Source organism: Streptomyces sp. NPDC056161, from assembly GCF_042268025.1.
Lineage (GTDB): Bacteria > Actinomycetota > Actinomycetes > Streptomycetales > Streptomycetaceae > Streptomyces.
This window is the reverse complement of the sequence record NZ_JBHJUV010000040.1, coordinates 33,435-50,039: the sequence shown is the minus strand read 5'-3', so window position 1 is coordinate 50,039 and position 16,605 is coordinate 33,435. Positions and strand designations below refer to the sequence as shown.

Genomic DNA, 16,605 nt, shown 5'->3' with positions numbered 1-16,605 from the left:
GGGTCCGACGCCCGTTGATCACGATGGACGCGGGACGCGGAGCAGTAGCGGAGGACATGCATGAGTGTGCCCCTGACCAAGGGCGGCAATGTGGCACTGGGCCGGCAGGCCCCCGGCCTGACCGCGGTGACGGTCGGCCTGGGCTGGCAGGCGAAGACGGGTTACGACCTGGACGCCAGCGCGCTCCTGTGCGACGCCTCGGGCAAGGCACTGTCCGATGAACACTTCGTCTTCTTCAACAACCTGAGCAGCCCGGACGGTTCGGTCCGCCACTCCGGTGGCGGCCGCCCGGCGGGCCCGGACGACCAGCAGATCCAGGTCGACCTCGACCGCGTCCCGGCGGACGTGGTGAAGATCGTCTTCCCGGTCTCCCTCTACGAGGGCGTGGCCCGCGGCCAGTCCTTCGCACAGGTCCACCGGGCGCACATCCGCGTCCTCGACCAGCACGGCGGCGCCGAACTGGCCCGCTACGACCTCGCCGCGGGCGGCCTGTCGAACGAGACCGCGCTGGTCTTCGGCGAGTTGTACCGGCAGGGCGCGGAGTGGAAGTTCCGCGCGGTCGGCCAGGGGTACGCGTCCGGGCTCACGGGCATCGCCACCGACTACGGCGTGGACGTCCTGCGCGAGCCGGAGCCGCAGCCGGAGCCGGACCCGGTGCCCTTCGCCCCGGCGCCTTCCGTCCCCGCCCCGCCCCCGGCGGGCGCGGCGGCCCCCGCCCCGCCCCCGGCTGCGTACGGATCACCGCCCGCCTCCATGGCACCGCCGCCGACCGTCGTCTCCGCGCCCGCACCGACGTACCCCGTGTCATCCCCAGGGAGTTCCTCCGTGACCTGCTTCTTCGACCCCGACCACGGCCCCGGTGCGATGACGGTGAGCTGGTCCCCGCAGTGGGGCGTGCCGCGCCCGGTCCAGGCGTGCGGCGGTTGCGCGCAGCGCGTGCAGACCACGGCGCCGCCGTTCTACACACCGCCCCAGCCGGGATATCCGCAGCCGATGCAGCAGGGGTATCCGCAACAGGCACCCGTGCAACAGGGGTATCCGCAACAGGCACCCGTGCCGCAGGGGTATCCGCAACCGGGCCCCGTGCAGCAGGGTTATCCGCAGCAGGGCTACCCGGCTCCGCACGACGACCAGCACCAGCAGGGCGGCCGTCGTTTCGGCACCGGCGCGCTCATCGGCGCGGGCGCCGCGGGCCTGGTCGGCGGCGCCCTGCTGAACGAGGCGTTCTCCGACGACGAACCGGACGTAGTGGTCAACAATTACTACGAGGAGTGACCGGCATCGGCGAAGAGTGACCGGATGCCATGAGAAGTGACCGGCCGTACCCCGCGGCAGCACGCCGTCGCGGGGTACGGCCGGGACCGCCCGGCGCCGCCTCACCTGGCCCCAGGCCCAGGTGAGGCACAAGGACGCTGGTCGCGGGAGGGACACGAGGAAGGACGGGACATGTCCGATGCCCGAGGGCCGAGGCGCCTGCGCTGGCTGCTGGCCGTGGTGGTCTTCGCCCTCGCGGTGTACGTCATCGTGCGCGCGGCCAACACTCCGCAGGGCGAGGCATCGCAGGGCGATTCCCCGCCGTCGCCGGGGCCGTCGGTCTCCTCCTCGGTCACCCAGGCCGGTCGGCCCACCGCCCCCGAGTCCCCGGTGGCCGCGTCCACCTATGACCCCGCCGACTACGCCTCCCAGGTCCGGGACTGGGCCCGGCGCACGGGGGTCGGCGCGCAGTTGCTGATGGCGGTCCTCTACAACGAGGCGTACAAGCCCCACGACCCGAGCTTTGAGCGGGCCTGGCAGAAGATGAAACCGGACGCCGCCTTCGGGATCGCGAACATGCACCGCGCCACCTTCGACGAGGTCAAGAAGGGCCGCGACTTCGCCGGCCGCCGGTGGGAGGAACTGCCCGACGACCGGGACCTCGCCATCGAGTCCGAGGCGTGGTACCTGCACGACCTGGGCGCCCAGCTCCCCGCGCAGTGGCCCGCCTCCTACGACAGGGACGAACTGCTGGCCCTCGGATACAACACCGGCGCGAGCAACATGCTGGCCTTCGCCCGGGGCACGTCTCCGGGCAGCCAGGCCCGGTCCTACCTCGACAAGCTCCACGCCAACTGGGACAAGGCGGGCCGGGCGGTCGGCGCCTGACCCCGGGCGACCGGATGCCGGGGCGCCCGTCAGCTACGGGGTGTGCCGTCCCGGTCGACCACCCTGCCGGTGATCACGGTGCCGGCGGCGGACGAGCCGTTCGGCGGGTCGGTCTCCCTGAGCGCCTTGGCCTCGCTCTTGAAGATCCGCGCCGCCTTGCCCGCCGAGCGTGTCAGCTCGGGCAGCTTCTTGATGCCCAGGACCACGATGACGACGATGAGGATCACGGCCAATTCGCTCAAGCCGAACATCAGAGAAGCCCTTTCCCGGTGGCGGAGCCGACCGGCACGGCGCACCGGCGACACTCGGCAATCTACACTGCTGTAGAAGTCTCCCCCGGAGGGAGACCCCTCGACAAGCCCGCCCGCCGGCCGCGAAGCCCGCCGGCCGTCACCGGCCCCGTGACGGAGCCCGGGGTGACTGCTAAAATCGCGGGTCGATTCATTTCGGGCAGGTGGCCCGGGTTGTTTGGGGGTTGGTGTGGCAACAGGTCGTGTGGTGAGGTTCGACAGCGCTCGCGGATATGGGTTCATCTCTCCGGATCACGGGGACGAGGACGTCTTTCTGCACGTGAACGACCTCAAGATCGCCGAGTCCATGGTGCGTACCGGACTTGAGGTCGAGTTCGAGATCGAGGAGGGGGAGCGCGGCCCCAAGGCGTCGTTCATCCGGCTGGCACCGGGAGCGAGCGCACGGATCGGCTCCGCGGGGGCCGCCGGTGACGACTCGCTCTGCGACGTCCTGCAGACGGTCGAGTTCACCAACGAGATCACGGAACTCCTGCTCCAGGCGGCGCCGACCCTGACGGGTCAGCAGATCGTGCAGATCCGCCGCGAGTTCCTTTCGTTCGCCAAGAAGCACGGCTGGACCGAGGACTGATCCTCCGGCCGGCCAGGACGGACGCCGGGGCGGCAGCCGCCCCGGCGACTCCGTAGGACTCACCCGCGGCGGTTCCGTTCGGGTGTCCTCCGGTGGCGCCGGGGCTCGCGAAGCGGCTTGCTGGTGGCATCAGCCGCCGGACAGGAAGCGAGCCGCGGATGCAGACGACGGCGTCGGGCAAGCCGGTGCTGCGGACCCCACGGGCCGCCGGCGTCGCGGGGATCGTCTTCGCGCTGCTGCTCGGCGCGGCCATGGTGCTCATCCGGCTCGGCATCCCCGAAGGCGCCGAGGCGGTCACCGCCGCCGGTTTCGCCGACACCACGCGGCGCGACGCGGTGCACGCGGCGCTCGTCCTCGTACCCTTCGCCGGGATCTTCTTCCTGTGGTTCGTCGGCGTCGTACGCAGCTACGTGGGCGAGGCCGAGGACCGGTTCGTCGCCACCGTCTTCATCGGCAGCGGCCTCGTCTTCGTCGCCACCCTGTTCGCGGCGGCAGCGGCGGCCCAAGCGGTACTGGCCACCGCGCACACCCACGGTCCGCCCCCGGGACTGCCGACCTGGGACTTCGGCCGCCACCTGGCGTACACCCTGATGACCGGATACGCGATGCGCATGGCGGCCGTCTTCACCTGCTCCCTGTCGGTGATGGGCCACCGGTTCGGGGTCCTGCCGCGGTGGCTGACCCTGCTGGGCTTCCTCACCACCCTCACCCTGGCCTTCGTCTCCTCGAACGTCCCCTGGGCCGAGCTGGTGTTCCCGGCATGGGCGCTGGTCGTCAGCGTCCACATCCTCGTCGTCGGCGACCGCCCACCCCTGGCCCCGACGGCGGGGGCCTGACCGGTACGCGGCCGTGGTCCCGTGACCCGCACGCCCCTCAGGGCCGCAGCCGTACCGCCCGGGGGCGTCCGGCCGCGTCCCTCACCCGATCGGTCCGCGCCGACGGGCGGGGCCCGCCCCGCCGCTCCCATCCTGGCGAGGGGAGACCGCCGTCCGGAAGTGGCCGCCGAGCGGGCGGGGCGCGACGGACCTGGCCGCCGGAGGGCCGAGCGCTGATGAGGCTTGTCGTCGATCTCAACAAGTGTCAGGGATACGCCCAGTGCGCGTTCCTCGCACCGGACGTCTTCGTCATGCACGGCGAGGAGTCGCTCATCTACGACCCGCGGGCCGAAGAGGAACAGCGCGAACGAGTCGCGCGGGCCGTCGCTGCCTGCCCCGTACAGGCGATCACGGCCGACGGCATGGACGGCCACCCGGACCGGCCCGGCGGTTCTGCCCAGGAGACGACCCATGGCCGCTGACTACATCGAATGGCTCCGCCGCGAGGGCCGGATCGTCGTCGTCGGCGCCTCACTGGCCGGCCTGCGGGCCGCCGAGACGCTGCGCGCCGAGGGCTTCGCCGGGTCGCTCACCATGATCGGTGACGAGCCCCACGACCCCTACGACCGGCCGCCGCTGTCCAAGGCGGTCCTGCTCGGCATGGCCTCCGCGCACCACACCGAGTTGCCCAGGCGCCTGGAGATCGATGCGAAGTGGCGCCTCGGCGTCGCGGCGACCGGCCTCGACCTGACCGCCAAGAAGGTCCGGCTGGCGGACGGGGACGAGGTCGAGTACGACCGGCTGCTGATCACGACCGGCGTCCGGGCCCGACCCTGGCCCGACAGGTCCGAGGCATCCCTGGACGGCGTCTTCCTGCTGCGTACCCGGGACGACGCGGCCAACCTCTACCGCCGGCTGAAGGCCGGCCCGCGCCGGGTCTTCGTCATCGGCGCCGGTTTCTCCGGTTCGGAAGTCGCCTCCGCCTGCCGGGAGATGGACATTCCGGTCACCGTGGCGGAACGAGCCGGTGGACCCCTGGTGGGCGCCCTCGGCGGGGTGATCGGCGCCGTCGCCGCCGACCTGCACCGGGAGAACGGCGTCGACCTGCGCACCGGCGTCACCGTCACCGCCCTGCAAGGCGACTCGGTGGGCAGGGTGCGCGCCGCGCACCTCTCCGACGGGAGCGTCATCGAGACGGACGTCGTGATCGTCTCGCTCGGCGCGATCCGGAACACGGACTGGCTCACCGGATCGGGGCTCGCCGCGGGCCCGCGGGGCATCGCCTGCGACGCGGGCTGCCGCGCCTTCGACTTCCGGGGCATCGTCACCGACGACGTCTTCGTGGCCGGTGACGTCGCCCGCTCCCCGCACGCCCTCTTCGGCTACCAGTTCCTCTCCCTCGAACACTGGGGCAACGCCGTCGCCCAGGCCGAGGTCGCCGCGCACAACATGATCAGCCACGGCGCGGACCGACGGCCGCACCTGTGGGTGCCCGCGTTCTGGTCGTCCCAGTTCGGCGTGAGCATCAAGTCGGTCGGCGTGCCGCCGATGGGCGAGGAGATCATGATCACGCAGGGTTCGCTCGCCGAACGCCGGTTCGTCGGTGTCTACGGCCACCAGGGCCGGATCATCGCCGCCGTCAGCTTCGACAACACCCGGTGGCTGGAGTTCTACCAGCGGATGATCGAGGAGGGCGCGCCGTTCCCGGTGGAGTTCCCGACCGTCGACCGCCGGCCCGAGGGCCGCAGACCGGTCCCGGCCGACTTCCCCGATCCGTCCCTGCCGACGCACGGCCCGACCGTCACCCTCACCGGCTACTCACCGTCGGACCGGCGGCTGGTCTTCACCCCGGCCCGGCACTGACGGACCCCGGCCGCCGCCCTCGACCCCCCCACGCCCGAAGGACCCGTCATGACGCACGCCTCGCTCCTGCGCCAGATCACCGATTACGCCAACCGCGCCGACCCCTACCCGCTGTACGAGGAACTGCGCAAGACCCCGGTCCTGCACGAGGAAGAGGGCGGCCCGTACGTCATCAGCGGGTACTACGACATCGAGAGCCTCCTGCACGATCCGCGCATCAGCTCCGACGCCACCAACCTCGCCGCGATCGGCGACGACCAACCGACCGGGCCGGAGGCGGCGGGACTGCCGCCGAGCTTCATCCGGCTCGACCCGCCGGAACACGACCGGCTGCGGCGGATCGCCAACAGCTCCTTCGGCCCGCCGCACCGCCCGCGGCGGCTGGACTCCATGCGCGACGAACTCCTGGAGATCGTGACCGACCTGATCGACGGTTTCGGGGACGCCCGCCGGATCGACCTGGTCGACCAGTTCGCCTACCCGTTCCCGGTGACCGTGATCTGCCGGCTGCTCGGCGTCCCGCGCGAGGACGAACCGCGCTTTCGCACCTGGGTCGACCCGATCGTCGCGAGCCTGGACCCGGCCCTCCACGCGCAGGAGAACGCCGACCAGTGCAGGGCGGCGCAGGAAGCGCGGGTCCAGCTCGGCATGTACCTGGCCGGACTGGTCGAGCAGCGCGCCAAGGACCCCCACGACGACATGCTCTCCGACCTGGTGACCAGCCACGGCGAGGACGGCGCCATGACGATGATGGAGGTGCTCAGCACCTCGGTGCTGCTGCTCATCGCGGGCCACGAGACCACGGTGAACCTGATCACCAACGGCATGCTCACCCTGCTGCGCCACCCCGAGTACCTGCACCGGCTGCGCGACGACCCCGGCCTGGCCGCCAGGATCGTGGAGGAACTGCTGCGCTACGAACCCCCCGTGCAGTTCGTCACCCAGCGCACCAGCATCGCGGACGTCGACGTGCGCGGAGTGACCGTCCCGAGGGGCTCACGCATCTGGCTCGTCCTCGCCGCGGGCAACCGCGACCCGGAGCGCTTCCACGAGCCCGACCGGTTCGACCCCGACCGCGGGGACCTCCAGCACCTCGGTTTCGGCAGCGGCATCCACAGCTGCTTCGGCGCGCCGCTGGCCCGGATGGAGACCCAGATCGCGCTGTCGGAACTGGCCCGCCGCCTGGACAACCCCCGCCTCGTCGAGGACCCGCCGCCCTACCGGGAGAACGCACTGCTGCGCGGCCCCCGCCACCTGGACGTCAGCTTCGACGACCTGCGGCCCTGACCGGCGGCGCACCACGGGGACGATCACCGATCCCGGCGGGCCCAGCCACGAGGAGCCGGTCCGCCACGGCGGACACCTCACGTCCTGAACATCCAGGAACGGGTACCGAACGCCGTGCACGACCGCGACGCCACCTCCGCGGCCCGCGTCAGGGCCACGGCGAAGTGACCGGCGCGGTCCCGTTCGCCGTCCCGCCCGGCCGACGCCCAGTGGTAGGCGAACGCCCCGTGCAGGAAGTCGCCCGCGCCGAGGGTGTCCACCACCGCCGTCGGCCCCACCTCGACCAGGCCCTCCCCGTCGGGACCCGACCAGATGAGAGGCTCCGCGCCCCTGCTGACGGCGGCCCAGGTCACCCCCTGCTCATGCAGGTACGCCAGCGTCGAAGCGGGCGTCGTCGCGCCCGGCGGCCGGAAGTCGGCCGAGCAGACCGCCACGTCGACGAAGGACAGCAGGGTCTGCGTGCCCTCCTTCCAACTGCCGCCGTCCAGCACGGTGGGACGGCCCGCGGCACGCGCCGCCCGTGCGACGGCGATCGCCACCTCCATGTGGTGACCGTCGAGTTCCACGACGTCGCGGTCGGCCACCAGGACGTCAAGGTCGTCCGGCGCGACCAGCCGGTGGCGGGAGGCGTTGGTGGAGGCGACCGCCCGCCTGCCGGTCGCGGCGGTCACCAGGACCGACGAGACCGTGGGCGGCTCCGCCGTGTCACCCGCCAGGTCGTCCACCGTCACCCCCAGGGCCGCCAGATCGGCCGCGGCCGTCAGTGCCAGCGGATGGCGGCCGAGCCCGGTGAGCAGTCCGGCCCGGCCGCCCAGATGGCCGAAGACGGCGGCTGCGTTGGCGGCGGGCCCGCCGGCGGCCACCGTCTGGTCGAGGGCCGTCAGTTTCTCGTCGGGTCCGGGCACCCGGTCCACCAACTGGACCACGTCCAGGGTGCACAGGCCGACGAACAGCCCCGCGGGACGCCGCCGTGTGCCGTGTTCCATCCGCCGGCTCTCCTCCCGCCGTGGCGCCAGACGATCAGTGTACGAACGTGCCCGGCCCGCTACGGGGTGCGCCCGCTACCTGCTGAAGTGCCGGCGCAACTGGGCGACGAGCAGGTTCGGGTCCTTGCGGGTGGAGCGGGCGGCGCCGGGCACGTAGACGGTGCGCCCGCGCACGGCCACGGAGGTCGGGTCGGACAGGCCGTCACGCTGCACGAGCACGACCGAGTGGGTGCCGTCCGGGCGGACCAGAGCGACCCGGTTGCTCTCGGACAGCGCCGCGAAGACGGTCGTACCGGGCCCGGGGAAGGCGAAGTCGTCGATCCCGTCAAGACCGGTCGCCCGGGTCTCGATCGCGCCCGCCGAACCGTCCGCCCGGACCGGGATGCGCAGCAGCGTCCCGCGGTCGGAATTGGACACCCACACGGCGTCGCGGTGCACCTTGACCCCGTTGGCCCCGAAGCCGTCCGTCCGGCGGGCGGAGGCCGGCCGCAGCGCGGACGCCCTGGCCCAGGCAGTGGGCGTGCCGCCGTCCCGCGGAATGCGCCACACCGTGCCCAGCACCGAGTCGGCCGCGTAGAGCACGCCCCGCCGCTCGTCCAGGGCGAGGCCGTTGGGCAGCCCGTCGGTGGGCAGCCGGGCGATCTGCCGGGGCGCGGAGCCGTCCCGGCCGATGCGCCAGACGCCGGTCCTGCCGGTCCCGGTGGCGTAGGTGACGTACAGCGTGCCGTCCTGGGCGCGGGCGATACCGAAGACCAGGGCGTCGTGCACGACGGGCGTGTCCGGGTGGGCCTCGGCGGGCAGGGTGGCCACTACCCGGGTGCGGCCCTGCGGGGTGACGTTGGCGACCTGCCGGGCGGACGCGAAGGTCAGATCGGCCGAGCCGTCCGGCTCCAGCGCGATGTTCTCCGGCGTCTGACCGGCGGCCAGGTCGAAATGGGCGACGACCCGCGGAGCCGACATCAGCGGCTCGCCGCTCACCGCGGGAGCCGACGTGAGCACGCTGAGGCCGACCGCGGCCGCGGCGACACCGGCCAGGCGGGGGAGTCGGGGCATGGGTACCTCTCTTCGGGCGGAGCGGGTGGCACCGGCGTGCGGCGCGGCGCGACACCAAGATGGCGGCGGTCGTCCCGGGCGGCGGCAGCCGTGGCCGGAATGTCGCCCGAGCGGCCCATGCGGGTCGGCTGCTTGCCACGCGCCCGGGTGACGCCTGGACCGCCCTCAGACCCAGCCGTTCAGCGCCGCCATGAAGCCGTCGAAGTCGTCGCGGTGAAGGGTGTGGCCGGCCCCGCTGACCGTCCGCACCTCGAAGCCACGCCGCGTCAACTGCCCCTGCAGGGCGGCGGTGACGAGGGAGCTGGGGTCGGCCGCCAGCACCAGCGAGGGCACCACGGCACGCGCCGGGGTCCGGCTGACCGCGTACACGTCGGCGATCGCGTACGCGGTCGTGGGATCCCAGTCCGCGAGTGTGGCCAGTTCCACCTCCACGTCGGCCTCCTCCCAGCGCGGGTTGAGGCCGGAGATCACCTCCCGGGTGGCGTGCTTGAAGGCGGTGAACCGCGCCGCCCCGGCCCCGGCCGCCGGCCTCATCTCCCAGGCCGGGTCGCAGTAGACGGCGCGGGCCGGAACGAGCCGTTCGACGGCGCCGGCCAGCGCCATCGCCCCCAGTGAATGCCCGATCGCCAGCTCGGGAGCGGCCGGAAGGGTGTCGACCAGGTCGTCGGTCCAGCTGTCGGCGCCGTACTCGCCCCGTGCGCTCGCGCCGTGGCCGCGCAGGTCCACCGCGACCACCCGGTAGCCCCTGTCGGCCAGCGCCGGACCGACACGGCGCCAGGTCCTGTGGTCCGCCATGATCCCGTGGACCAGTACGGCGACCCGGTCGCCGTCGCCCCACTCACGGGTGTGCAGCTTCATCGGCATGTCCCTTCCGGCCCGGTTCGCCACGATCCTGGGCGCCGGGTTCCGCCGATCCTGTCACCGGACCGACGCCGGGACCGGGAACGGCGGCGCCGACGGCCTCCGTCTGCGGCGCGGGCGTCACCGTCCCGGCGCCCCGGGACGCGCTCCGCTGACTTCCGCTGCTTCAGGCGCCCTTGACAGTGTGCGTGGTGTTTCGCGACGTTTGACGCTCATGCAACGACGCGGAAACCGGCACGGGCCGACGGCCGGGGACGGGCAGCGCCGGCCGAGACGCACGGTGGCGGCGGGACGCGGCCACCGCGTCACAGGGGGGAAGGTCGACGATGCGAGCCATGAGCCGTGAACCGGACGGCACACACGTTCTGTCAGCCCGGTACGGGACCGGAACGTCCTGCGCGCAGCCCGCGGAAGGACGGTCGAGCTGAGGTGGACATCACCATCCACAGACCCGAGGAGCTGACCGCCGCCCACATGGGCTCCTGGCACCGGGCGATGGACGAATCACCCGAGTACGCCAATCCCTTCCTGGCACCCGAGTTCGCGCTGGGGATCGGCCGGCACCGCGGTGGCGCGCGGGTGGCTGTGCTGCACGAGGACGGCCGACCCGTGGGGTTCCTGCCCTACGAGCGCACCGCCCTCGGCGTCGGCCGGGCGATCGGCCTCGGCCTGTCCGACCGCCAGGCGCTCGTGCACCGGCCCGGTGTCTCCTGGGACACCCGCGAGCTGCTGCGCGCCTGCGGTCTCTCCCTCTTCGAGTTCGACCACCTCGTCGAGGAGCAGCGGCCGTTCGCCGCGCACGTGACCGGAGTGTTCGCCTCACCGGTGATCGATGTGAAATCCGGTGACGGCGGCTATCCGGAGTGGCTGCGCGGCGCCTACCCGTCGCTGGCCAGGACGACGCTGAAGAAGGAACGCCGCATCGGTCGCGACGTGGGCGAGGTGCGGTTCGTCTTCGACGAGCGCGATCCCCGGATGCTACGGCTGCTCATGCGCTGGAAATCCGCCCAGTACCGCAGGACGGGACGCATGGACCGGTTCGCGCGGCCGTGGATCGTCGACCTGACGGAGCACCTGTTCGAGGTCCGTGAGGAGCACTTCACCGGGGTGCTGTCCGTGCTCTACGCCGGCGACCGGCCGGTGGCGGCGCACTTCGGACCGCGGTCGAGCACGGTGCTGGCGGCCTGGTTCACCGCCTACGACCCCGACCTCCAGTACTACTCGCCGGGCCTGATGATGCATCTGCGCACCACCGAGGCGGCGGGCCGGCACGGGGTGACGCTCGTGGACCTGGGGCGCGGGGACAAGGAGTACAAGGACTGGCTCAAGACCCGTGAGCTGCGGGTGGGGGAGGGGTTCGCCACCCGCCCGCACCCGGTGGCGGCGGTCCACCGGCTGTGGCGCCGGCCGGTGCGCGGCCTGCGGAACACCGTCCTGGCCCATCCCGCGCTGCGCGCCCCGGCCGACCGGCTGTTGAGGACGGCCGGCGCACTGCGCACGTCCCGCAGCGCGGGCCCCGGGCGTCCCTACGCTTCCTGATCCGCCGGCCGGCGCTCCCGTCCTCCCCGCGCGCCCGGGGCCGGGTTCAGCCCAGTGTGGGGGCCGGCGGGGTCCAGCGCCGGCTGCGGCGCGGGCTGGTGGAGACGCCGTAGTCCTTCTTCAGCTGTTCCGGGATGGCGTAGTGCATGACGCGACCGCGGGTGAGGGACGACAGCTCGAAGACGGTGGTGAGATGGCCGAGCCGGTCCAGGGCCCACGCGCCGAGCGGGGAGCGGTCCTCGATGGCCTCCAGGACGCCGAGCAGGTGGGGGGCCGTCCTGACGACCGTGTCCCAGGGGGTGCGCGGCACGTCCAGCCAGTCGGCGCAGGTGTCGCCGACGAGGTAGCGGATCAGGGCGGAGACGATCGGGTCGAAGAAGGTGCCGGGCACGACCTCCTCGTACAGGTCGATCAACTGCCGGGTCAGCTCGGCGCCCTCCTCGGACGGCCCCATGTGGGTGACCATGTACAGGTCCAGGAACGCGCGGGCCTCGGTGAGGTTCTTCGGTACGGCGTCCTGGTCGACGCCGAGGATCGCGCCGACCACGCGCCAGGCGTAGAAGTACGCCTCCGCGCCCTCCGGGTTCATGTGGATGCCCAGCCGGTGCAGGCTGTCCAGGACCACCAGGGAGAAGAACATCTGCCCGCCGATCATGTCCTCCTGACAGATCGGCGTCCCCCACTCCGCGACGTCCCAGCGGTCCTCGCGCTTCAGGTGGTGGCGGATGGACGCGTGCAGCAGGCGGACCTTCTGGGCCGCAGGGATGAACCGGCTGCCGGCCTCGAACGCGTCGGGCTGCATGAGGTAGACCGTGAACTGCCCGGTCTCCGCCATCCGTTTGGACGGGTAGCGCAGCGAATGGGTCGCCGACAGCAGCCGGGCCACCCGAGGGACGACGTAGCAGGCGGGCATGGCGGCGAAGGACAGCGCGGTGGAGATGTGGACGTTGTTGTCGATGAAGAACAGCCGCGCCTTCTCCATCTCCGCCCAGTCCACCCAGTCCGGCGGGGCGCTCGTCGCCGCCAGGTACTCGCGGGCCGCCTCGGGCAGTCCGTCGGGCAGCGGGGCACCGGCTGTGGAGACGTACCGCATCAGGGTGTTGAACTTTCCGACCTCCCCGCGCTCGAAGAGTGCGGCCACGGTGGCGTCGGCGAGTTCGTCGCCGCGGTGCCGCAGCGCGTGGATCGACGTCTCGGTGTAGGTCATCGCAGAACTCCTTGTCTCACCGGGACGTACTGGTCCTTCACGTACCGGTCCTGGGCGAATCGGTCCTGGGGTACGGGGGCTGGGGGAAGGGGCGCTGGAGGAATCGGCCCTGGGGGAACCGGTCCCGTACGGACCGGTTCCGGCAACCAGGGATCGGGCGGGCCGCCCGGGGCGGGCGGTCAGTGCCGGCGTACCGTCGCGGTGTGCGCCAGGACGGTCAGGGCGTCGGCGGCATGGTCCGGGACGTCCATGTCGTGCACGGCGCGGACGGCCTCCTCGACCCGGGCACCGATCATGCTCTCGACGCGGGCGGGCGCCTTCAGCCGGTCCATCACCTCGCGCACCGACCGCAGCCGGTCGGCGTCCGCTCCGCGCCGGCCCAGCGCGGAACGCAACTGCGCGCGCTCGGCCTCGTCAGCGAGCCGCCACGCCTCGGCCAGCACCGCCGTCGGCCGGCTCGCCCGCAGGTCGTCCGCGCTGGCCTTGCCGGTACGGGCGGGATCGCCGAACAGGCCGAGCAGGTCGTCCCGCAACTGGAACGCCTCGCCCAGCGGCACCCCGTACGCCGAGTAGTCCTCGCGCAGTCGGCGCGAGGCACCGGCCAGCGCGCCGCCGATCAGCAGCGGCTGCTCCACGGTGTACTTGGCCGTCTTGTACCGGATCACCTTCAGCGAGGCCGACGTGTCCGGCGCGGACCCGGTGCGCAGGATCTCCAGGCACTCACCGGCGACCAGGTCACGAGCCAGCGCCGCCCACAAGGGGCGGGCCCGCGCCAGATACGCGGCGGGCAGCCCGCTGGTCGCGAACAACTGCCCGGCCAGCGACATCAGCAGGTCGCCCACCAGCATCGCCAGCGAGCGGGCCGCGCTCGCCGCCCGCGGCCGTCTGCGCAACGCCTCCCGCAGGGCCACATGGGCGGTCGGTCGGCCGTGCCGCAGCGGACTGTCGTCGATGAGGTCGTCGTGCACCACGGCCGCCGCGTGCACGAGTTCCATGGAGGCCGCGGCCCGCAGCAGCGCTTCGCTGTCGGGCTGGCCGACGGCCCGCCATCCCCAGTAGCAGAAGGCCGACCGCAGCCGTTTGCCGTCCGCGACCGCGGCCTCCACCTGCTCGGCGACCGGGCCCAGGTCGGCGTCGATGGCGAGCAGTTGGTCCGTCTCCTGTGCCACGAACCGCGTGAGCACCTCGTCGACCCGGGCCTTGAACGCGGCCGGCTCGTAGCGGTCACCCGCCATTACGGGCCTGTCGGGCCACGACATGCCGGGCCAGCACCTCCAGGTGGGCCGGCGGGACGACCGCGTACCGGTCGAGGGCCAGCCGGCCGCGTGCCGCCAGCTCCCGTTCCGCGTCCGACGCCAGCTCCGCCGCGTCCGAGCGGCGCAGCAGCCCGCGCACCGTCCCCACGGCCGAACCCAGGGTGCTCACCGCCAGATCGGCCAGTCCCGCGGCCAGCAGCACCGCCTGCCGGTCCAGTGCCCCGCCCTGCCCAGACTCGCGCGTCATGTCCCTCCCCGCCCGAAGGCCACCGGGGCGGCGCCGGTCGTGCGCCACCCCCGCCCAGCGTCGCCCCGTCCGGCCGGTCGCGGGCGGCCGAACTCACCAACGAGTGAGCACCGCGTACGTGTGTACGAAAACTCCGGAGTGGCCTGGCCGGACCGGGAGCAGGTTCCCGGAGCGGGGGAGACTGGAGCCATGTCGATGGAGGGCACCGCCGCCTACCGCGCCTGCCGCGGACCACTGCCGGATCTCGTCGAACGGGCCGTGCGGGCCGCCCGCGCGCACGGCTTCGGGTTCTCCTGCCGGCCCGAACAGGGACGGCTGCTCCAGGTGCTGGCGGCCGGAGCCCGCGGGCGGATCGCGGAGACCGGGACCGGGTGCGGGGTGGGTCTCGCCTGGCTGGCCGAAGGCGCCGGACCGCACGTGGAGTTGGTCAGCGTCGAACGGGACCCGGTGCGGGCGCGGGTGGCCGCCGAGGTGTTCGCCGGTCTGCCCCGGGTGCGCGTGCTGTGCGCGGACTGGACCGCGGTGTACGAGCACGGTCCCTACGATCTCCTGGTGCTCGACGGCGGCGGCCAGGCGAAGGCGGACGGCGTCGCCGACCCGCGGCGGCTGCTGGAGCCCGGCGGGGTGCTGGTCGTCGACGACTTCACCCCTTCCCGGTCGTGGCCGCCCACCCACGGCGGCCGGCCCGACACCGCACGGCTGCACTGGCTGGCCCATCCGGCGCTGCGCACCGTCGAACTGCCGCTCGCGGCCGACCTGAGCGCGCTGGTCGCCGTGCGGCGTGCTGACGGCGAGGACGGCTGACGTCCGTCCGGGCGGTCGGCGCGGGGGCCGGAGCCGGGTAACCTGACGGCCGTGAGGGTGGGCACTGCGGAGACCCGGCTGATCGTGCTGCGCGGCAACAGCGCCTCCGGCAAGTCGTCGGTCGCGGCGGGTCTGCGGGACCGGTTCGGCCGCGGCCTGGCCCTGGTCGGCCAGGACAACCTGCGCCGCGTCGTCCTGCGCGAACACGACCGGCCCGGCGCGGCGAACATCGGCCTGATCGACCTGACGGCCCGCTACGCCCTGGACGCCGGCTACCACGTGGTGGTGGAGGGCATCCTCTACGCCGACCACTACGGCGACATGCTCGCCCGGCTGCGCGCCGACCACCGGGGCCGGACCCACGGCTACTACCTCGACGTGCCGTTGGAGGAGACCCTCGCCCGGCACGCCGGCAAACCGATCGCCGACGAGGTCGACGCGGACCGGCTGCGCGAGTGGTACCGGCCGTCGGACCTCCTGCCCGGCGGCGTCGAGACGGTCGTCGGCGCCGACAGCACCCTGACCGCGACCGTCGACCGCGTCATGCTGGACACCGGCCTCGCGGGACTGCCGGCGCGGGACCGCTGACGGCTCCGCCGTGCGTCGCGCGCGGCCCGGTCGCGGTCCGCGGCATCCGGGGGGCCCAGCCGTTGCCGTGCCCCGGCACCGGCGCCTCGCCCGGCCGCGGGGCGCGGGCCGTCGTACGCTGCCGGAGTCGGCTGCCGGGAGGGTCCGAGGCGAATCCACCGGCGATCCGCAGTCACTCCGAAGGGAACGGGACATGAGCACACGCCGCACCGCCGCACCGGTCCGTGTCACGCCCGAGGGCCTGGGCTGGGAGCCCAGCGGACGCTGGGTGCGGGGCCGTACGAAGGGCGTCACCGTCGTCGACAGCCGGCACCCTGTGCTCGTGTGGGAGCCCGGCGTGCCCGTGCCGCTGTACGCCTTCCCGCGCGAGGAGGTCCGCGCGGATCTGCTGCGCCCGGCCCAGCACCCCCGCACCGGCACCCACACCGGTTCGCGGATCTTCTACGACCTCCGCGTCGACGGCGAGTGGCTGGAGAACGCGGCCTGGACCTTCCCGGCCGCCGACCTGGCCGGCCACCTGGCCTTCGAGTGGTCCGCGCGCACCGGCCGGGGCCTGGACCACTGGTACGAGGAGGAGGAAGAGATCTTCGTCCACCCCCGCGACCCGTACAAACGGGTGGACGCCCTGCCCAGCGGCAGGCACGTCCTGGTCGAGATCGACGGCACGGTCGTGGCCGACACCCGGCACCCGGTCCTGCTCTTCGAGACGGGCCTGCCGACCCGCTACTACATCCCCCGCGAGGACGTCCGCCTCGACCTGCTCCGCTCCACCAGCCACAGCACGGCGTGCCCGTACAAGGGCACCGCCGAGTACTGGTCCTGGCGGGGCGGGGCCGACATCCCGGCGGACATCGTCTGGAGCTATCCCGAGCCCCTCGCGGCGGTCGCGGCGGTCAAGGGCCTGCTCGCCTTCTACAACGAGGCCGTCGACATCACCGTGGACGGCGAGCGTCTGGCCCGCCCCGACACGCACTTCGGCGCGGCGCTGTCGGCACGGTCCGCGGACCGAGCCCCCTGAGGCGCCGCGCCCCGGACGGGGGGCCGCTCGCGGACCCGGGCCGCGGGGAGGAAAGAATGG

General features: G+C 73.1%; 18 protein-coding genes. 11 read left to right on the top strand and 7 right to left on the bottom strand.

All coding sequences use genetic code 11. From position 1 onward, the window contains the following. Positions 1–60: 60 nt before the first annotated feature. A complete protein-coding gene (locus ACFC09_RS31150; RefSeq protein WP_376533688.1) occupies positions 61–1,275 on the top strand; it encodes a TerD family protein in 1,215 nt (404 codons plus the stop codon). A gap of 171 nt (positions 1,276–1,446) precedes the next feature. Beyond that, entirely contained in the window at positions 1,447–2,142 is a 696-nt protein-coding gene (locus tag ACFC09_RS31145) for a lytic transglycosylase domain-containing protein (protein WP_376533687.1), read from the top strand. A gap of 29 nt (positions 2,143–2,171) precedes the next feature. On the opposite strand, the gene ACFC09_RS31140 is transcribed toward ACFC09_RS31145, so the two are convergent. Continuing rightward, positions 2,172–2,393: a twin-arginine translocase TatA/TatE family subunit gene (locus ACFC09_RS31140; RefSeq protein ID WP_376533686.1), complete on the bottom strand. Its 222-nt coding sequence runs from the start codon at positions 2,391–2,393 to the stop codon at positions 2,172–2,174. Positions 2,394–2,622: 229 nt separating this feature from the next. Between ACFC09_RS31140 and ACFC09_RS31135 the strand changes: the two genes are divergently transcribed. The 5 genes from ACFC09_RS31135 (at position 2,623) to ACFC09_RS31115 (ending at position 6,986) form a co-directional block, all read left to right on the top strand. Continuing rightward, positions 2,623–3,021, top strand: a complete 399-nt coding sequence (locus ACFC09_RS31135) for a cold-shock protein (RefSeq protein WP_376533685.1) — start codon at positions 2,623–2,625, stop codon at positions 3,019–3,021. A gap of 158 nt (positions 3,022–3,179) precedes the next feature. Beyond that, positions 3,180–3,857: a hypothetical protein gene (locus ACFC09_RS31130; RefSeq protein WP_376533684.1), complete on the top strand. Its 678-nt coding sequence runs from the start codon at positions 3,180–3,182 to the stop codon at positions 3,855–3,857. Between the two features lie 215 nt (positions 3,858–4,072). After that, the gene (locus tag ACFC09_RS31125; RefSeq protein ID WP_376533683.1) at positions 4,073–4,318 is read left to right on the top strand and encodes a ferredoxin; all 246 of its coding nucleotides are present in this window, start codon (positions 4,073–4,075) and stop codon (positions 4,316–4,318) included. Then, complete coding sequence (locus tag ACFC09_RS31120; RefSeq protein WP_376533682.1) at positions 4,308–5,699, top strand: NAD(P)/FAD-dependent oxidoreductase; 1,392 nt, start codon at positions 4,308–4,310, stop codon at positions 5,697–5,699. The genes ACFC09_RS31125 and ACFC09_RS31120 overlap by 11 nt, the downstream gene beginning before the upstream one ends. Positions 5,700–5,747: 48 nt before the next feature. Continuing rightward, the gene (locus ACFC09_RS31115; RefSeq protein WP_376533681.1) at positions 5,748–6,986 is read left to right on the top strand and encodes a cytochrome P450; all 1,239 of its coding nucleotides are present in this window, start codon (positions 5,748–5,750) and stop codon (positions 6,984–6,986) included. Positions 6,987–7,063: 77 nt separating this feature from the next. Here the strand turns inward: ACFC09_RS31115 and ACFC09_RS31110 are convergent, their stop codons facing one another. The 3 genes from ACFC09_RS31110 to ACFC09_RS31100 form a co-directional block, all read right to left on the bottom strand. Further along, complete coding sequence (locus tag ACFC09_RS31110) at positions 7,064–7,972, bottom strand: PfkB family carbohydrate kinase (protein ID WP_376533680.1); 909 nt, start codon at positions 7,970–7,972, stop codon at positions 7,064–7,066. A gap of 75 nt (positions 7,973–8,047) precedes the next feature. Beyond that, positions 8,048–9,025, bottom strand: coding sequence for a hypothetical protein (locus ACFC09_RS31105; protein ID WP_376533679.1), 978 nt, complete (start codon positions 9,023–9,025; stop codon positions 8,048–8,050). A 165-nt stretch (positions 9,026–9,190) separates the two neighbouring features. After that, a complete protein-coding gene (locus tag ACFC09_RS31100) occupies positions 9,191–9,883 on the bottom strand; it encodes an alpha/beta fold hydrolase (RefSeq protein WP_376533678.1) in 693 nt (230 codons plus the stop codon). Positions 9,884–10,315: 432 nt separating this feature from the next. Between ACFC09_RS31100 and ACFC09_RS31095 the strand changes: the two genes are divergently transcribed. Beyond that, on the top strand, positions 10,316–11,425 hold the full coding sequence (locus ACFC09_RS31095) for a GNAT family N-acetyltransferase (protein WP_376533677.1): 1,110 nt from the start codon (positions 10,316–10,318) through the stop codon (positions 11,423–11,425). Between the two features lie 46 nt (positions 11,426–11,471). On the opposite strand, the gene ACFC09_RS31090 is transcribed toward ACFC09_RS31095, so the two are convergent. The 3 genes from ACFC09_RS31090 to ACFC09_RS31080 all read right to left on the bottom strand — a co-directional run bounded on the left by ACFC09_RS31090 (position 11,472) and on the right by ACFC09_RS31080 (position 14,135). Then, on the bottom strand, positions 11,472–12,632 hold the full coding sequence (locus ACFC09_RS31090) for an oxygenase MpaB family protein (RefSeq protein WP_376533676.1): 1,161 nt from the start codon (positions 12,630–12,632) through the stop codon (positions 11,472–11,474). A gap of 179 nt (positions 12,633–12,811) precedes the next feature. Continuing rightward, positions 12,812–13,867: a polyprenyl synthetase family protein gene (locus ACFC09_RS31085; RefSeq protein ID WP_376533737.1), complete on the bottom strand. Its 1,056-nt coding sequence runs from the start codon at positions 13,865–13,867 to the stop codon at positions 12,812–12,814. Continuing rightward, the gene (locus ACFC09_RS31080; RefSeq protein ID WP_376533675.1) at positions 13,857–14,135 is read right to left on the bottom strand and encodes a polyprenyl synthetase; all 279 of its coding nucleotides are present in this window, start codon (positions 14,133–14,135) and stop codon (positions 13,857–13,859) included. Before ACFC09_RS31080 ends, ACFC09_RS31085 begins: the two co-directional genes overlap by 11 nt. A gap of 189 nt (positions 14,136–14,324) precedes the next feature. On the opposite strand from ACFC09_RS31080, the gene ACFC09_RS31075 reads away from it, so the two are divergent. From ACFC09_RS31075 to ACFC09_RS31065, 3 genes are all read left to right on the top strand, one after another. Further along, positions 14,325–14,939 (top strand): O-methyltransferase, encoded by a 615-nt coding sequence (locus tag ACFC09_RS31075; RefSeq protein WP_376533674.1) that lies wholly within the window; start codon positions 14,325–14,327, stop codon positions 14,937–14,939. A gap of 42 nt (positions 14,940–14,981) precedes the next feature. Further along, positions 14,982–15,527: an AAA family ATPase gene (locus ACFC09_RS31070; protein WP_376533736.1), complete on the top strand. Its 546-nt coding sequence runs from the start codon at positions 14,982–14,984 to the stop codon at positions 15,525–15,527. A gap of 193 nt (positions 15,528–15,720) precedes the next feature. Continuing rightward, entirely contained in the window at positions 15,721–16,545 is an 825-nt protein-coding gene (locus ACFC09_RS31065) for a DUF427 domain-containing protein (RefSeq protein ID WP_376533673.1), read from the top strand. The last annotated feature ends 60 nt before the right edge of the window (positions 16,546–16,605 follow it).